Origin of the sequence: Paenibacillus sp. FSL R5-0407, from assembly GCF_038009185.1 — a bacterium.
In the GTDB taxonomy this organism is placed as follows: Bacteria; Bacillota; Bacilli; order Paenibacillales; family Paenibacillaceae; genus Fontibacillus; species Fontibacillus vini.
Window position 1 is genome coordinate 26,238 of the sequence record NZ_JBBPAX010000001.1, and the last position, 17,909, is coordinate 44,146.

Sequence of the window (17,909 nt, forward strand, 5' to 3'; positions counted from 1 at the left end):
TTTAAATTTGATTACAAAACTAAATACTTAGACGATTTTCTTATCAAGAGTAGGTGGAGGGACTGGCCCGATGATACCCGGCAACCGGCGATACGTCGCACGGTGCTAATTCTTGCGGAACCGAGTAGTGCGATTTGTCGGCACCCGGTCTCTGAGAGATGAGAGAGGAGCATTCAGGAATAAATGATGACCTTTCTCTATGTTAAGAGTGAGGTCTTTTTTCTTGTCAACGCCCGCTTTCAGCAAGCAAAATTCCAGTCTAGTCGTCAGAAGGAGTGAAAATTATGCCGATTAAAGTACCGGATCATTTGCCGGCCAAGGAAGTGCTTACGAACGAAAATATTTTTGTGATGGATGAGAGCCGGGCCTATCAGCAGGATATACGTCCGCTGCGCATCGCCATTCTGAATCTGATGCCGATCAAGGAAACGACGGAGTCTCAAATCTTGCGTCTGCTTGGCAATACGCCGCTTCAGGTCGAGATCGTTTTGCTTCACCCCCGGTCACATACTTCCAAGAACACGTCCGCGGAACACCTGAACATGTTCTACAAAACCTTTGATGAAATCAGAGGCCGCCGCTTTGACGGTATGATTGTGACGGGTGCTCCGGTCGAACAGTTTGAATTTGAAGAAGTGAATTATTGGGAAGAGTTGAAGGAAATCTTCGAATGGAGCAAAAGCCACGTAACTTCGACGATGCATATATGTTGGGCTTCCCAAGCGGGTCTCTATTATCACTACGGCGTCCGGAAATTGAACTTGGAGAAAAAGTGCTTCGGCGTGTTCCCGCATACGGTCAACAATCCGCATGTGAAACTTCTGCGCGGCTTTGACGAAGTGTTCCAGGTGCCCCACTCCCGTCACACGGATGTCTCCCGGGAAGATATCGAACGCGTGCCTGAGCTTGAAATCTTGGCGGAATCCGAAGAAGCCGGCATCTATCTCGTAGCGTCGCGGGACGGGAAGCAGATTTTTGTAACCGGCCATTCGGAGTACGATCCATGTTCACTCAAATGGGAATACGACCGGGATGTCGCTAAAGGACTCGACATCGACTTGCCGGTCAACTACTATCCGAATAACGATCCTTCCAAAACTCCCGCTTCAAGCTGGAGAGCGCATGCTAATTTATTATTCTCCAACTGGCTGAATTACTATGTGTATCAGGAAACACCCTATGATATCGATCAATTGGCCGAATTTATTTATCAGATCTAAAGTGGAGGGGTATTCAAGGTGAAAGAGAACAAATGGCATTTGGAGAGCAGATTGGCACAAATCGGTTCGATAGAAGAGCCGGTCACGGGTGCGGTAAACTACCCGATATATCAAGCGACAGCGTTCCGGCATCCGCGGCTCGGTCAGAGCACGGGATTTGATTATTCCCGTACGAAGAGCCCGACCCGAACTGTACTTGAAGAAGCTTCCGCGGCACTCGAATGCGGGGACGCGGGATTTGCCTGCAGTTCGGGTATGGCCGCGCTGCAGACCGTATTCAGCTTGTTTTCCCAGGGCGATCATCTGATCGTATCGCTTGATTTGTACGGAGGAACTTACCGGTTGCTGGAGCGGATATTGTCCAGGTTCGGAATTAGCGCTTCCTATGTGGATACCAACGATTTGGACGCCCTTGAGAGCGAACGCAAACCGAATACGAAAGCGGTATTCATTGAAACTCCGACCAATCCGTTGATGATGATTACCGACATTGAGGCGGTTACTGTTTGGGCGAAGCGTCATCAGCTGCTGACCGTTGTGGATAATACGCTGCTGACGCCATATTTTCAGCGCCCGCTTGAACTTGGCGCGGATATTGTCGTCCACAGTGCGACCAAATATTTGGGCGGCCATAACGATGTGCTTGCCGGCTTGATTATCACGAAGGGTGAAGAATTGTCACGCGAGATCGCTTTTCTTCACAATTCCATCGGTGCAGTGCTCAGCCCAACCGACTCCTATCAGCTTATGCGCGGCATGAAGACCTTGGCACTGAGAATGGAACGCCATGAGAGCAATGCGCTCGCCGTCGCGAAATACTTGCAGCAGCATCCGCAAATCGCGGAGGTGTTCCATCCCGGACTGCCGGATCATCCGGGTCATGATATTCAAAAGAAGCAAGCGAGCGGCAATACGGGGATCTTTGCTTTTAAAGTAACCGATGCCCGTTATGTTGAGCCCGTGCTCCGGCACCTGGAATTGATTGCTTTTGCGGAAAGTCTGGGCGGAGTGGAATCGCTGATGACTTATCCGGCAGTTCAGACCCATGCCGACATTCCTGTGGAAATCCGCGAAGCGGTTGGTGTAGACGACCGGTTGCTCCGCTTCTCGGTAGGTATTGAGCATGCGGAGGATTTGATCGCGGACCTGGGTCAGGCACTCGAGGCAGCTCGGCTGGAAGTCGAAGGAGGTCAAGGGAATGAGTGATAGCGGACAATCTCAGCAAGGCGGATCGCCGGAATTACCGGCCAAGAAATTCGATACGAAGCTGATCCACTTCGGAAATGAAGTCGACGCCGCTACGGGGGCGTCCAGCGTCCCGATCTACCAGGCATCCACTTTCCATCATCACGACATCTTTAACCCGCCGGAATACGACTATAGCCGTTCGGGCAATCCGACCCGTCAGGCGTTGGAAGATTATATAGCGGTTCTCGAGGGCGGTTCGCGCGGATTGGCGTTTGCCAGCGGTATGGCGGCGATCTCGACCACGTTCATGCTGTTTTCGGCCGGCGATCATCTGATTGTGACGGAAGATGTATACGGCGGTACATATCGGTTGCTTACCAATATATTAAGCCGGATGAACATTGAGGCGACCTTCGTCGACATGACGGATTTTGCCGCAGTTCAAGCGGCTCTGAAGCCGAATACGAAGGCCGTGTTTATGGAGACGCCGTCCAATCCGACCCTTAAAATCACGGACCTCGCCTTGATCGCGAAGTGGGCTCAGGAAAATGACTTGCTCAGCATCGTTGACAATACATTTATGACACCGTACTACCAGCGGCCTATTGAGCTTGGCGTAGATATCGTGCTGCACAGCGCGACGAAATTCCTGGGCGGGCATAGCGATGTTCTGGCCGGTCTGGCTGTGGCCCGGAACGAGTCGTTGGGGAACCGTCTGAAATACTTGCAGAACGGTCTCGGCACCGTGCTTGGTGCCCAGGATTCCTGGCTGCTGATGCGGGGCATGAAGACGCTTGGCGCGCGAATGGCGCACAGCGAAATCAGTGCTCGCAAGCTTGCCGATTGGTTGAGCCGGCGGGACGATATTGACGCCGTGTTTTATCCAGGCCTGCCTGAACACCCGGGTCGTGACGTTCAGGAACGGCAATCGGCCGGCTACGGCGCGGTCGTATCATTCGACGTCGGCTCGGGCGAGCGGGCGAAGCAAGTGCTGAGCAAGGTCCGGCTTCCGCTTGTGGCCGTCAGCCTTGGCGCTGTCGAAAGCATCCTGTCGTACCCGGCCATGATGTCACATGCGTCCATGCCGCAGGAAGTCCGGCATGAGCGCGGCATTACCGACGGCTTGCTGCGCTTCTCCGTCGGTCTTGAAGATATCGGCGATTTGATCGCCGATCTGGAACAGGCGCTGAAGAACAGCTAATACTTCGCCTCCTTAACAGCACCCGAGCTTGATCGGGTGCTGTTCTAAATTCCGGGAGGTTATTTTATAATGAAGATGATTGTGTTACGATTATCTGGTATGGTTTTGGAATTTTTTGATTATTTATCAGATGTAGTTCAAAAAGTCGACTTTTTGAACTCACACTATTAGGAAAACGCTAGGAGGCAGCCAAATGACCGCAATTAATCATATTTTAGACAAGGCGCTGCAAGGGGAGCGCCTCGACCTTGAAGATACGATCAAGCTGTTTGAGTCGGACGAAGTGGAGAAAATGGGTCATGTGGCCAACATTTTAATGGAGCGAAAGCATCCCGACCCGGTGACGACCTTCGTCATTGGACGGAACGTAAACTATACGAATGTTTGCGACGTGTATTGCCGGTTTTGCGCATTTTATCGTCGTCCGGGCTCGGAAGAAGGCTATGTGCTGCCCGATGAGACTATTTTTCAAAAAATCCAGGAAACGATCGATGTTGCCGGAACCGAAATTCTGATGCAGGGCGGAACCAATCCGAATTTGCCGTTCAGTTACTACACGGATTTGTTGAAAGCCATCAAGGCCAGATTCCCGGAAATTACGATGCATTCGTTCTCTCCTGCGGAAATTTTGAAAATGAAGGAAGTTTCTAACGGACTTTCTCTCGAGGAAGTGCTGCGCGAGATTCATGCGGCGGGATTGGATTCGCTGCCCGGCGGCGGAGCGGAAATTCTCGATGACCGTACCCGGCGTAAAATCAGTCGGGCGAAAGGTTCCTGGCGCGATTGGATGGATGTGATGCAGACGGCTCACCGGATCGGCATGAATACAACCGCGACCATGGTTATCGGCTTCGGTGAATCGATGGAAGAGCGCGCGCTTCACCTGCTTCGTGTCCGCGAAGCGCAGGACGAGTGCATTCAGAACGGATATCCGTCCGAAGGCTTCCTTGCCTTTATTCCTTGGACGTTCCAGCCGGACAACACCAATCTCAAGGTGGACCGCCAGACGCCGGAATCTTACTTGAAGACCGTAGCGATCAGCCGGATCGTGCTCGACAATATTAAGAATCTGCAGTCCTCCTGGGTTACGATGGGACCAGAAGTCGGCAGGTTGTCCCTGCAGTATGGTTGCAATGATTTTGGAAGTACGATGATTGAAGAAAATGTCGTATCCTCCGCCGGTGCTACGTACAAGGTTAACATCGAGTCGATCTTGTCGATCATCCGCTCGGCAGGCAAAACGCCGGCCCAACGGAATACGAAATATGAAATCCTTCGCGTATTTGATAAGGACTCCAGTATTGAACGCGACTTTATCATGCAAAATTAATTAATTATTCATTTGGTAATGCTGGCTATCTTTCCATAGGCCCGCCCCGTATATCCGTTTCCCTCCCGCCATATACTTTGGGAAGGAAGCGAAAGGGGAGAGCTTATGGATTTTTTTTCGTTGCGTGCGGACATGAAAAGCTTACAATCGGAACAGCAGCTCCTTGATTATATCGGTATCGGCGAACCCGGAAGTGCATTACATAAAGCGGCCGCCCGGGGGGATCTCCGGTACACCACGGAAGGGAACGTAATGAATTTGACGATATCCCGACCCTCTGGCGATATGAAGCTGGAACATAAAATTAAGGAAGGACTCGCTCGAGGAATCTCCAGATATATCGTTGAAGTACTGGAGGAAAGTATGGCCCTGAAAATCGCATGGGCCCAGTATTCGTTTGCTACACGCGATGAAGGTCTTGCGGCGGAAGAGTCCTGCCGAAAGCTGCTTGCGGGCCCGGAAGTGGGCGATCAAGCGGCAAGACGGAGACGGATGGACGGGATTTATCATGTTCTCAAGGGATATTTGCAGGAGAACTCGTACCTGGATCTGGACGGGTTTATTGCATTCCGACTTCAGGATTATAGGGACAAGCTGCGGGAAACTGTGGATGTCGCCATGGAGGAATATTTGCTGGATCAGCAGTACGAGGAATTCATCCATTTGCTGCAATATTTTGTTCATTTTCAAGAACCGCTAACCCCGCTTATCCATTTGATGCATAAGCAAGATCATGAATTCAGTATCCTGAGTGAGGAATTCACTAAGATCAGCGCGCCTCCTTGTGGAGGGGTGGTGGCCAATATAGCAGATCAGGAGATGGAGATGGAGGATATGATCGTCAGCACCCTTATCTCGTTGGCCCCCAATCGGATCATGATCCACACGCTTCATCCCGAGGCACAGATCATTTCGACGATCCGCCGCATCTTCGGTGACCGTGCAGAGGTTTGTTTGCACTGCCCTCCATGCCAGATGTTTCATCAGGAATCGAGACGACTGGATCAAGGGACATAGGGTTCTTGACGAGGCAACGTATTCGTTTTATAATTACACGTGATTCAAATTTGCTTACATTGAGCAAAAGCGTTGACAAAGACATGAACCAGAAACAACGGACAGTGCAGAGAGAGGGAACCCGGCTGAAATTCCCTTATGCTCCGGTTTTGGTTTACCCCTTTGTAGCTGCGATTCCGAACCAGTCCTTGCCTGTGGACACATTAGGGACCGCCGGTTCATTACCGTTACATAATGCCGAATAAGGGTTGTCTTTGCGGAAGCAGTGACGCCGAATTAGGGTGGAACCACGGGTAAATCATGCTCGTCCCTTTCCGGGGCGGGCTTTTTTTGTTGTCCGATTCCGGGACTATAATCATTAATCATCTACGGGAGGAATTAACAATGGCAATTAATGTATCGCTGCCGGACGGCTCTGTCCGGGAATACGCTGAAGGAAGCACTCTGGAGGATGTAGCTGCCTCCATCAGTAGCGGCTTGCGCAAGAATGCGGTAGCCGGCAAAATTGACGGCAAGGCCGTTGACTTGAATACGAAGCTGGAAGACGGGGCAAAGGTAGAAATTATTACCTTGGATTCCCAGGATGGCCTGGAAATTATGCGCCATAGCACTGCCCACTTGATGGCGCAGGCGGTAAAACGCCTGTTTGGCGGCAAAGAAGTGAAGCTTGGAATCGGGCCAGTTATTGAGGACGGATTCTATTACGATATGGATTTGGAGCATCCGCTCAATCCCGAGGATCTGCAAAAGATCGAAAAAGAAATGGAGCGAATCATCGGAGAAAATCTGCCGATTATCCGCCGCGAAGTCAGCCGGGAAGAAGCTGTCGCGATCTTTACCGAACTTGGCGATCCGTACAAGCTGGAATTGATCCGTGACCTGCCTGAAGATAGCGTTCTTTCTATCTATGATCAAGGCGAATTTTTCGACCTTTGCCGCGGACCGCATGTTCCATCCACCGGCAAAATCAAAGTGTTCAAGCTGCTTAGCGTGGCGGGCGCTTACTGGCGCGGCAACAGTGACAACAAGATGCTTCAGCGGATTTACGGAACTGCCTTCGTAAAGAAAGCGGAGCTGGATCATCATTTGCATATGCTGGAAGAAGCCAAGAAACGCGATCACCGCAAGCTTGGTAAAGAATTGAACATTTTTACGTTCAACAATCTTGTCGGACAAGGCCTGCCGATCTGGCTGCCAAAAGGCGCTACGCTGCGCCGGACGCTGGAACGCTATATCGTTGACATTGAAGAACGCCTCGGCTATCAACATGTTTACACTCCGGTTCTCGGGAATGTGGACCTGTACAAAACTTCGGGACACTGGGAGCACTACCAGGATGACATGTTCCCGAAAATGACGATCGACACGGAGGAATTCGTGCTTCGTCCGATGAACTGCCCGCATCACATGATGGTTTATAAGAGCGACATGAGAAGCTACCGTGATCTTCCGATCCGGATCGCCGAGCTCGGCATGCAGCACCGCTATGAAATGTCCGGCGCCTTGACAGGGCTTCACCGGGTACGTTCCATGACTTTGAATGACGCGCATATCTTCTGCCGTTTGGATCAAATCAAGAGCGAATTCACACGCGTGCTGGATCTGATCAAGCAGGTTTACAGCGACTTCGGTATCAAAGAGTATCGTTTCCGTCTGTCCTACCGGGACCCTCAGGATACGGAGAAATATTTTGCGAACGACGAGATGTGGAATACCGCTCAACGCATGCTGCGTGAAGTAGTAGAGGAAGCGGGGCTTCCGTTCTTTGAAGCCGAAGGGGAAGCGGCTTTCTATGGTCCGAAGCTGGACGTACAGGTTAAGACAGCTCTCGGAAAAGAAGAAACATTGTCCACGATTCAAATCGACTTCTTGCTTCCAGAACGCTTTGAGTTGGAATATGTCGGAGACGACGGCGCGAAGCACCGTCCGGTTGTCCTTCATCGGGGCATCCTCGGTACGATGGAACGCTTCTCGGCCTTCCTGCTTGAGAACTTTGCAGGTAACCTGCCGCTCTGGCTGGCGCCGGTTCAAGCGAAAATCATTCCGGTATCTACAGCATTCGATGATTATGCGCGTGCTGTTGAAGACAAATTGCGCGCTGGTGGCATTCGGATTGAGAGCGATCTGCGTAACGAAAAGCTCGGTTATAAAATCCGCGAAGCCCAGCTGGAGAAGATTCCTTATATGTTCGTAGTCGGCGAAAACGAGAAGAGCAGCGGCAGCGTCTCCGTTCGTAAACGCGGCGAAGGGGACCTTGGTGCAAAGGCGCTGGATGAGGTACTAGCGCTCCTCCAAGACGAAATCCGCAATCACGTAATTTAAAAAGGTAGTTCAAAAATTCGTCTTTTGATCACGAAGTATCTCATTGAAGCTTAATCGGCATCGAATCTTGAATTCAGCAGAGTCTTCCGGTGCTCACGTAGGTTTGCCTACGCTGCGCTCCTCAGTCTCTGCTTCATCCAACCTTCTCGGTGCTGAAAAGCCGATTTTTGAACATTTATCACACTCTATAATGTATAAACTGTGGCGCATGTGGAAACCCTTCGGAATAAGGGGGAGGTTTTCATATGCGTCAATTTAATTTGTGGCGGAGAGTTGCGCTAAGTTTTGTAGTCGTTCTTCTACTCCATGGAATAGCCGCAGAGAGTACAACTTATGCCATTACGGCCGAAATGTCGAAGAGTCAATATAATCAATATGTGCTCCAGGAATACCGGGAGCATGCCCGACAGCAGGAAATACTTAAGCACATCCAGCCGGAGGGAGAAAGAGCGTACGGTTCGATTCACTCGCTTTTCCTGGAGAAGAAGACCCAAGAGGTCAAGCCAGAGGCGGCCAAAAAGAAGGTTCAAACGGTCAAGGTTATGGCTACCGGTTATACAGCCGGGTTTGAATCGACAGGCAAGAAGCCGAGTCATCCTCAATACGGGATCACGTATTCCGGGGTAAAGGTTCGCCGGGATAAAGATACGATATCTACGATTGCCGCGGATTTAAAAGTATTTCCGCTCGGTACCATTCTTTATATTCCAGGGTACGGCTACGGCGTAGTCGCGGACAAAGGATCGGCAATTAAAGGCAACAAAATTGACCTTTACTTCAAAACGACCAAACAGGTATTCAAAGAATGGGGCAAGAAGGAAGTCGAGGTCCAGGTTATTCGTAAAGGAAACGGCAAGCTGACGGAAGCAATGCTTAACAAATTGGGCAAAGCGATGGAAGTGGACAAGGAGTTTTCCGATAAGGTATGGGATCAGGCGATCTAGAGACCTGAGCCTGAATATTTCACTTTACCTGTAAGCATAATAAGGGACGTGGCCATAACAAACGGCCGCCAAGGCATTTCAATGCCTGCGCTTTATGCAAAGGGAGGTGAAATTTCATGCCGAATCAAAAAAACAAGGCAGCTTCTCCTGGCTATAAAACACCGAACGAGAAGTATAATGCCGAGTTCGCTGAAGAATCCAATGCAACGATTGCTCAAAAAGCAAAAGCATCCCGCAATGCTGCAATGAACAAGGGTGCAGGACAACAACAACAATAATATTGAAGCATCCAGAGACGTTTTCCGCCCATTTTTAAGTGGGCCGGAAGCGTCTCTTTTTATTTATTTGGATAAAAAAGTAAAACCCCTCGGTCCCGAGACCGAGACAAGGTTCCACCTCGCGCCGCTGTTGCCCTTCCCGGGAATCCGTTACAATAGGTTTAACAGATTCAGGAATGAACCATTTGGAGGGAAATGCAATGAGAAACGGATTGTTGGGACGGCTGATAGGAGGCCTGGTGCTGATCTCTGTCGGCGGCATATTTTTATTGAACCAATTAGGAATTACGGACCTTAGCCTGGGTTATCTTTTCTCAACCTACTGGCCCGTGTTTTTAATACTAGGCGGGCTTAGCCAGCTCGGAAATGGGCAGTGGAGAGGATCGAGCTTCATCGGGAGCGCGATATTGATCGTTATCGGGGGCTATTTTCTGGCTAATAATCTTGATTTGATCTCGTTGTCGCCGGGAGATTTCTTTAAATTCTTTTTCCCGCTTGCGCTTATCGTCGGAGGACTGTTCGTCCTGTTTAAACCAGGCCACAGCCGAAACGACCGTGATCGGAATTTTCCGCCACCGCCACCGCCGCCGCCATCGAGACCACCGGTACCACCGCTGAATAATAAGTACATTCCGGAGATGGAATCCCCGCTGGATTCGATTTTTGGCGGGCTTGAGAAGGACGAGGCGAAGAAAGAAGACAAATTCAAATACAAGCATGAGAAACAGCGCTATGACTCGTTCGGGATGGGCAACGGTTCAACCGGCAAGCCAGAGATCGTGAACAAGTCGGGTTTCATTGGAGACGTTCACTTGGGGCAGGATTATTTTGAACTGCATCCGACGGACATTTCCCATTTTATCGGGGACACGATCATCGATTTAACGAAAGCGCAGATTCCTTATGGTGAAACGAAAATCAACGTATCCGCTTTTATCGGGGACGTGAAAGTATTCATTCCTGAAGATATGGATATCGGAATTACCGCAAATTCCAGCGCATTTATCGGCGATTTGAAGGTGCTGAACCAGAAGCAGGGCGGATTCATGAGCAATGTCGATGCCCAATCTCCGTACTACGGCGAGGCCAGCAAACGGGTAAAACTGGTCGTGAGCGTATTCATTGGCGATGTAAAAGTGAATATGGTGGGCTAAGAATATGATAGTACAGCGGATTTTAAAGAATACAAAATGGGAGCTTCTGCTTTTCTTCTTACTGACAGGCAGTTTGGCGGCGATTACTCTCTATATCGGAACCATAACCGGGGTCATTGTCGTCCATGACTCCCGGGTATGGATTTACGATGTGGCGGGGGTCGTCGTTTTGACGCTCATTATTGGTTATGTCGCAGGGCGGCGTATTCAAGGCCGGATCGATCCGATGCACCTGAACATGCTCCAAGTGGCTAAGGGGAATTTATCCGTACGCATGCCGGAGACTGTCGATCAGACATTTGCCGGGGTTTATCAGGAATTCAACAATATGACGGACGCGGTAGAGAAAAAGATGCAGCTGCTGCAGCAATTGGGCGAGAAGGAAGTTATGGAGAAAGAACAGGCCGCGGAAAAGGCGGTTTTGGAAGAGCGCAGGAGACTGGCCCGGGATCTGCATGATACGGTTAGCCAGCAGCTGTTTGCGATTCATATGGCCGCTTCCTCCCTTCCAAAAGTGCTGGAAAATAACGAGGAGCAGGCTCATCTTGTGATGGACCAGCTGATCCTGATGTCCAACACGGCCCAAAAACAGATGCGAGCTTTGATCGCCCAGCTCCGTCCGATGGAATTGGTCGGCAAAACGCTGGCGGAAGCGCTGGATCAGTGGTTCCCCGACTATTGCAGGCAGAACGGGCTTAAGGGAATCAAGGATATGGATCTGCATGGCGACATGTCCGAAGCGAAGGAGCATCAATTGTTCCTGATCGTGCAGGAAGCCATGGCCAATATCGTCAAGCATGCGGGAGCCAAGCTGGTAAGCCTGTCGCTGCGCGAGGGGCCGAGGCAGGTGGTGCTCAGTATCAGCGACGACGGGCAAGGATTCAGCAGTACTTATCAAAAGCAGGGTTCCTACGGGCTTACCACGATGAGAGAGCGGGCGGAAAAGCTCGGAGGACATGTGGAAATCATAAGTAAACCCGGTGCGGGAACGACGATCAGGGTACATATTCCAAAGTTCGAAGATAGCAAAAGGGGAGAACAGGAATGAGCGATAAGATTAAAGTAATGATCGTTGACGATCATGATATGGTGCGAATGGGACTTAAAACTTATCTGATGCTTGATCCGGGTTTCGAGGTGATCGCCGAGGCCTCGAACGGCCAGGATGCGGTTGCCGTATTGGAGCGGGGAATTCCTCAAGGACAGCCGGACATCATACTGATGGATTTAATGATGCCTGTTATGAACGGCGCCGAAGCCACCAAGGAAGTACTTAGCCGCTTCCCCGGGATGAAGATTGTAATTTTGACGAGCTTTTTGGAGGATGACCTGGTAGTACAGGCTGTGGAATCGGGAGCGGTCAGCTATGTGTTGAAAACCGTGTCCGCGGAAGAATTGATCTATGCCCTGCAAGGAGCTTACCGGGGGATGCCGGTGATGACGGGGGACGTGGCCCAGGCTTTGACCCGGGGGCTTCGCCAGCGGAGCGTTCAGGGCGACGATTCGGGCATGACCGAGCGGGAAAAGGAAGTGCTCTTGCTGATTGCCGAAGGGAAGAGCAATAAAGATATCGCCGAGGAACTTCATATCAGTATTAAAACGGTCAAGACCCATGTCAGCAATCTGCTGATGAAATGTGAGCTGGAGGACCGGACACAGCTGGCGATCCATGCGCATCGACAAGGATGGGTCTCCGGCAGTTAATTTCTGATTATTTGATCTTATATGTTATTCTTTCGCTTTTATCTTCTTTTTAATTGTTTTTAAGGTACGCTTAAGGTTTATAGTACAAAATAAGAACAAGAAAACAAGATACCCCCTGCACCGTGCGGGGGAAGGAGGGAATATCACCATGGACGAGGAAAGAAACAAATCAGGTCAGCCTTTCGGGGATGGCAATAATACTAACGCAAATGAAAATAATTACGACAAGTCCCGGGAATCGGAAGGTTCGGGCTCATCATACTACTACTCGTACGGACCATTCCAATCCTATGGAAACGGCGAAGGCAGCGATCAAGGAAGTCCTTCTTATGACCGCCGGCAGTCGGAAGAAGTGGAAATCACAAGACCGCAACCGGTTCGCCCGATTCCCGCTTCTTATGAGATTCGTTCCTCTGCGGGCGGAGTCGGAGGCGGAGCGAACGGGGACGGAAGAGGAGCCGCTTCGTCTAAAAATCCGGGAAACTGGCAGTTTAACAAACCGCCTAAGAAATCCTCGGTCAAATCGGTGATTGCCGGCGTGCTGGCAGGAATGCTGATTATGACAGGTGCGATGGTGTATGCGGATCACCAGAACCTGTTCACAGGGGATCAGCCGGAGGCTAGTGTGTCGGCATCCGCTCCTGCTTCTACGAACAGCAGCAGTACGAAGGAGAGCGGAAGCAGTTCCTCTTCGTCAAAGGCTACGCAGGCGCTTTATCCGATTACGAATCCCGGTGATGTAACTAATGTTGTCCAGCAGGCCGGACCTGCGGTCGTGAAGATTGAAACCTTGGTCAACTCCAGCAAACAGGGCAGCTCGACGAGTCCTTACAGCAACGATCCGTTCTACCGCTATTTCTTCGGTGATGGATACTCCGGCGGTGGCAGCGGCTCGGGAGACAACGGATCATCCTCGGGCTCCGATCAACTGGTTCCAACAGGCATTGGCTCGGGCTTTATTTTCGATAAGACCGGTTATATTTTGACTAATGAGCATGTCGTGCATAACGCCGATGTCGTTCAAGTCACGGTGCAGGATACGGATAAACCGTATGAAGCCAAGGTGCTTGGCACAAGCTATGAATTGGATTTGGCCGTATTGAAGATTGAAGGTGACGGCAACTTCCCTTCGATCCCGCTCGCGAATTCCGATAGTACGGAAGTCGGCGAGTGGCTGGTCGCCATCGGGAACCCGCAAGGATTTGACCACACCGTAACGGCCGGCGTGCTTAGCGCGAAGGAACGCGGCATCACGATTGCCGGAGAAAACGGCGAAAAAAACCGCGAATATGAGCACCTGCTTCAAACGGATGCATCGATCAACCCCGGCAACTCCGGCGGCCCGCTGTTGAATCTGAACGGGGAAGTGGTCGGGATCAACGTGGCGGTCAGCTCGGATGCTCAGGGCATCGGGTTTGCGATTCCTACAAGCACGATCACGGAAGTGCTCGACAAGCTGAAGAACAATGAGAAAATCCCGAAAAAACCGGTTCCGTTTATCGGCGCAACGCTGATGACGATGACTGATGAAGTTGCAAAGCAAATGGGGACCGATGTGAAGGAAGGCTCCGTCGTATCGGACATCGTATTCAAATCCCCGGCCTATAATGCCGACCTTCGCCCTTACGACATCATTACCGGTGCGGACGGCAAAGGGTTTGCAACCAAGGAAGCTTTGATCGAGTACATTCAGAAACAGCAGGTTGGCGACAAGGTGACATTTAACGTTGTTCGCGACGGCCGGAAGCTGGATCTGGACATTACGATCGGCGACAAAAATGAGTTCGCGAATCTCGAATAGCAAGGAGAGCCGTTAATCCGGCTTGGAAGAGAGGCGGCAGGCTATAGCCTGCCGCTTTTTCTAAGCTGTGGGGGCTTTGATCCAAATCGCTGATGAAGCGGAAAAGCCCGGTGCTTTTTGCTAGAATATAGATAGATGTATTGAAGGCGGCAGGAATGATGATCTGCTGATTAAAGGAGTGAGGGTTAGATGAGATCCGCAATTCTGGTTATAGATGATGACGAGAAAATTACCTCTATGCTGCGGCGGGGATTGGCATTTGAGGGGTATGACGTACATACGGCCCGAAATGGAGCGGAAGGCTTGTCGATGGTTCTGACGGCTGATCCGGATTTGATCATTCTGGATGTGATGATGCCGCAAATCGACGGTTTTGAGGTGTGCCGCAGGTTACGGGAAGGGGGAAGCACGGTTCCTGTATTGATGCTGACCGCCAAGGACGAGGTGGAAAACCGGGTGAAGGGCCTGGATACGGGGGCAGATGACTATCTGGTCAAGCCGTTTGCGCTGGAGGAGCTTCTCGCCCGGGTACGCGCCTTGTTGCGGAGAAAAGAACCGGCCGGAGAATCGGCCGATCATCGGCTGATATTTGAAGATATTGTAATGGATCTGGACTCCCGTGAGGTGCTGCGGTCCGGACAGCGTTTGGAGCTGACGGCCAAAGAATTCGATTTGCTTCATTTGTTCATGCAAAATCCGCGGCGGCTGCTTACCCGCGATTTAATTATGGATAAAATTTGGGGTTATGATTACAGCGGAGAGTCCAATGTCCTGGAAGTATATATAGCGATGATAAGGCAAAAAACGGAGGAGTATGGCGGCAAAAGGGTGATCCAGACAATCCGCGGCGCAGGCTACATACTGAGAGGAGACTCCTAGAAGATGTCCATGAGATGGCGGCTAACCGCTTGGTATACAGGGATTTTGGCAGTTACGCTGATCTTGTTCGGCGCTTCGATTTATGGATTTGTTCGTTATTATACTTATGAAGAGGTCAAAAAGAAGGTCGATGATCAGGCCGATCAAATCCTTAGTTCGCAAAATGTCACGTTGACGCAGGGATGGGATCTTCAGTTGACCCCCAAACAGGCGCTTCGGTTGGAGGATGCCCGCATCTTCTGGCAGCTCAACAATTATGCGGTGGGATTGATGCGCCGCTCGCAAGGATTGCAGGAACGGGACATTGCATTTCCTGTACCGGCTATCGAAGATATTGGCAAGAAAGGCCTGTTCCAAAAGATTACGATTAATGGAAACTCATATATTTTGTACGAACGGGCCGTCTATCTGGATGATACGATTGTCGGCTTGCTCCAGCTAGCCGCGGATACGAACGCCGAGGACCGGCTGATGGAGCGGATGAAAACGATTCTGTTGATCGGCTCGTCCATAACCTTGTTAGTGGCGAGTACGTTTGGGCTATTCCTGGCGCGGAAATCGATGGCGCCGATCGGCAAAGTCATCGAGGCGGCGAACGGAATCCAGACCGGGAACGACCTTAGCGTCCGGATTGATTATGACGGTCCGAATGACGAAATAGGCCGCTTAATCGGTACGGTCAACAGCATGCTAGCCAGAACGGAAGGCTTCTATAATGAACTGGACGAAGCGTATTCCGCGCAGCGGCGGTTTGTATCGGATGCCTCCCACGAGCTGCGGACCCCGCTGACGACGATTCGCGGAAATGTCGATCTGCTGAAAAAAGTATGGTCCGGCGAAGAAGGGGCGCGCCCTCCTATGGACGAAGAACAGCTTCGCAGTCTGTCGTTGGATGCGGTGAGCGATATCGCCGATGAGTCGCAGCGGATGAGCCGGCTCGTCAACGACATGCTGTCCCTTGCCCGGGCGGATGCCGGACAGACGATTGAACGGAACATGGTACCGCTTCTCCCTCTCGTTGAAGAAGTGGTCCGCAGAGCTCAGTTCCTGCCGCGGGAAGCAGTCTGGGTGCAGGGCGATCTACAGGTTCTTGAAGGGGCTAGCATCATCGGAAGCAAGGACTATTTGCAGCAGATGCTCTTTATTTTTATTGAGAATGCGTTCAAGTATACGGCCGAAGGAAGCGTGACGATCGATGCGATCCGGGCCGGAGAGCAGATCGGGATCCGGATCGCAGATACCGGAATCGGCATGGATCGGAGCGAAGTTCCTCATATTTTCGATCGCTTTTATCGGGCCGACCCATCCCGCGGCGTAACGCCAGGCATTGGCCTGGGACTGTCGATCGCCAAATGGATTATCGATGAGCATGGCGGATCGGTTGAGGTCATGACCAAATTTGGTGAGGGAACGACATTTATTATCTGGCTTCCGGCCGTCTTTAACGCCTTGCCGGAATAAGCTATAATAGAGGAGGTTCCCTCCGTCAGGAAAACCGGGAACGAGAAAGCAGGGATACGACAATGGAAGTTATTAAAATCTCGCCGCGCGGATATTGCTACGGGGTCGTCGATGCGATGGTACTGGCCAGACAGGCCGCCAAAAACCTCGATCTTCCGCGCCCGATCTATATATTGGGCATGATCGTCCATAACAGTCATGTCACGAATTCCTTTGAGGACGAAGGCATCATCACTCTGGATGGTCCTAACCGGATGGAGATTTTGAATCAGGTGGAGAGCGGCACCGTGATTTTCACGGCGCATGGCGTGTCACCGGAGGTTCGCAAGCTTGCCAGAGATAAGGGGCTTACTACCGTGGACGCCACCTGTCCCGACGTCACAAAGACGCATGTTCTGATCAAGGAGAAGGTGGCCGAAGGGTATGATGTCGTCTATATCGGCAAGAAGGGACATCCTGAGCCGGAAGGCGCCGTTGGCGTTGCGCCCGATCGAGTGCATTTGATCGAGAAGGAAGAAGAGATCGAAGCCTTGGAAATTACGGCGGATAAGATCGTAATTACGAATCAGACAACGATGAGCCAATGGGATATCAAGCATATCATGAAAAAATTGCTGGAGAAATTCCCGGGCGCCGAAGTCCATAACGAAATCTGCCTGGCTACTCAGGTGCGGCAAGAAGCGGTTGCGGAACAAGCCGGTCAAGCGGATTTGGTGATCGTTGTAGGCGATCCTCGAAGCAACAACTCGAACCGCTTGGCTCAGGTATCAGAAGAGATTGCAGGCGTGACAGCCTACCGTATTGCGGATGTGTCCGAATTGAAGACCGAGTGGCTTAAAGGCATTCAAAAAGTTGCGGTAACCTCCGGTGCATCGACGCCTACGCCGATTACAAAAGAAGTCATCGCCTATCTGGAGCAATACGATGCTGAGGACCCGGAAACGTGGGAGATCGTTCGTACGGTTAATATGCAAAAGCTGCTGCCTCCGGTTAAAGCCGGTGCAAAGAGCAAAACCGAACAGGTTAGTCAGTAGGCTGACCGGTTCAGAACCCGCCAGATCAACCTGCAGTTTTAATATCATATCGATCAACAGCCGTCCCAAGAGTTCTTCGAAGGGCGGCTGTTTTTTTGTTTGCCGAGAAGGGACAGGGTATATTTCCAAGTTTTGCGGGGTCCTTCGCGTTGGGATTCATGTTATACTCCTTTTAGAAAGATTACAAAATTGTTACTATATGTTCATGTTCAAAAAATCAGGTTTGCAGGACCAAGAAGGTTGGATGAAGATAGGGACTAAGTAGCGGAGCTACACGTTTTCGTAGAAAACGACTTCGTAAGCATTTGCTCATGGGGTACGTGAGCAACGGAAGGCCCGTCTGAATTCAAGATTCGACGTCGAATCCGCTTCATGA

Annotated in this window: 16 protein-coding genes and 1 riboswitch; all 16 genes read left to right on the top strand. The window is 51.0% G+C overall.

Annotated features, from left to right (window positions below; all coding sequences use genetic code 11):
* Positions 1-37: 37 nt before the first annotated feature.
* Positions 38-165: riboswitch (SAM riboswitch) on the top strand.
* A gap of 119 nt (positions 166-284) precedes the next feature.
* The 16 genes from metA to NYE70_RS00215 all read left to right on the top strand — a co-directional run bounded on the left by metA (position 285) and on the right by NYE70_RS00215 (position 17,533).
* Positions 285-1,220, top strand: a complete 936-nt coding sequence (gene metA, locus NYE70_RS00140) for a homoserine O-acetyltransferase MetA (protein ID WP_211022131.1) — start codon at positions 285-287, stop codon at positions 1,218-1,220.
* A gap of 18 nt (positions 1,221-1,238) precedes the next feature.
* A complete protein-coding gene (locus NYE70_RS00145) occupies positions 1,239-2,426 on the top strand; it encodes a PLP-dependent transferase (protein ID WP_341044631.1) in 1,188 nt (395 codons plus the stop codon).
* Entirely contained in the window at positions 2,419-3,609 is a 1,191-nt protein-coding gene (locus tag NYE70_RS00150) for a trans-sulfuration enzyme family protein (RefSeq protein ID WP_341044632.1), read from the top strand. Before NYE70_RS00145 ends, NYE70_RS00150 begins: the two co-directional genes overlap by 8 nt.
* Before the next feature lie 193 nt (positions 3,610-3,802).
* Positions 3,803-4,939 carry a cyclic dehypoxanthinyl futalosine synthase gene (gene mqnC, locus NYE70_RS00155; protein ID WP_211022134.1) on the top strand — a complete coding sequence of 379 codons (1,137 nt, stop codon included), beginning with the start codon at positions 3,803-3,805 and terminating at the stop codon, positions 4,937-4,939.
* A 132-nt stretch (positions 4,940-5,071) separates the two neighbouring features.
* Positions 5,072-5,956 (top strand): putative sporulation protein YtxC, encoded by an 885-nt coding sequence (locus NYE70_RS00160; protein WP_341044633.1) that lies wholly within the window; start codon positions 5,072-5,074, stop codon positions 5,954-5,956.
* Positions 5,957-6,015: 59 nt separating this feature from the next.
* Positions 6,016-6,201, top strand: coding sequence for a hypothetical protein (locus tag NYE70_RS00165; protein WP_211022137.1), 186 nt, complete (start codon positions 6,016-6,018; stop codon positions 6,199-6,201).
* A gap of 139 nt (positions 6,202-6,340) precedes the next feature.
* Positions 6,341-8,278 (top strand): threonine--tRNA ligase, encoded by a 1,938-nt coding sequence (gene thrS, locus NYE70_RS00170; RefSeq protein ID WP_341044634.1) that lies wholly within the window; start codon positions 6,341-6,343, stop codon positions 8,276-8,278.
* A 245-nt stretch (positions 8,279-8,523) separates the two neighbouring features.
* Positions 8,524-9,222: a 3D domain-containing protein gene (locus tag NYE70_RS00175; RefSeq protein WP_290407548.1), complete on the top strand. Its 699-nt coding sequence runs from the start codon at positions 8,524-8,526 to the stop codon at positions 9,220-9,222.
* A 116-nt stretch (positions 9,223-9,338) separates the two neighbouring features.
* Complete coding sequence (locus NYE70_RS00180) at positions 9,339-9,500, top strand: hypothetical protein (RefSeq protein WP_211022139.1); 162 nt, start codon at positions 9,339-9,341, stop codon at positions 9,498-9,500.
* Between the two features lie 200 nt (positions 9,501-9,700).
* The gene (liaF, locus tag NYE70_RS00185) at positions 9,701-10,654 is read left to right on the top strand and encodes a cell wall-active antibiotics response protein LiaF (RefSeq protein WP_341044635.1); all 954 of its coding nucleotides are present in this window, start codon (positions 9,701-9,703) and stop codon (positions 10,652-10,654) included.
* 4 nt (positions 10,655-10,658) lie between these two features.
* A complete protein-coding gene (locus tag NYE70_RS00190) occupies positions 10,659-11,702 on the top strand; it encodes a sensor histidine kinase (RefSeq protein WP_341044636.1) in 1,044 nt (347 codons plus the stop codon).
* On the top strand, positions 11,699-12,358 hold the full coding sequence (locus NYE70_RS00195) for a response regulator transcription factor (RefSeq protein WP_341044637.1): 660 nt from the start codon (positions 11,699-11,701) through the stop codon (positions 12,356-12,358). The genes NYE70_RS00190 and NYE70_RS00195 overlap by 4 nt, the downstream gene beginning before the upstream one ends.
* 148 nt (positions 12,359-12,506) lie before the next feature.
* The gene (locus NYE70_RS00200) at positions 12,507-14,159 is read left to right on the top strand and encodes a S1C family serine protease (RefSeq protein ID WP_341044638.1); all 1,653 of its coding nucleotides are present in this window, start codon (positions 12,507-12,509) and stop codon (positions 14,157-14,159) included.
* Positions 14,160-14,348: 189 nt separating this feature from the next.
* Entirely contained in the window at positions 14,349-15,038 is a 690-nt protein-coding gene (locus NYE70_RS00205; protein WP_211022144.1) for a response regulator transcription factor, read from the top strand.
* A gap of 3 nt (positions 15,039-15,041) precedes the next feature.
* Positions 15,042-16,499, top strand: coding sequence for a sensor histidine kinase (locus NYE70_RS00210; RefSeq protein WP_341044639.1), 1,458 nt, complete (start codon positions 15,042-15,044; stop codon positions 16,497-16,499).
* A gap of 62 nt (positions 16,500-16,561) precedes the next feature.
* Positions 16,562-17,533 carry a 4-hydroxy-3-methylbut-2-enyl diphosphate reductase gene (locus NYE70_RS00215; RefSeq protein ID WP_213656205.1) on the top strand — a complete coding sequence of 324 codons (972 nt, stop codon included), beginning with the start codon at positions 16,562-16,564 and terminating at the stop codon, positions 17,531-17,533.
* Positions 17,534-17,909 lie beyond the last annotated feature (376 nt).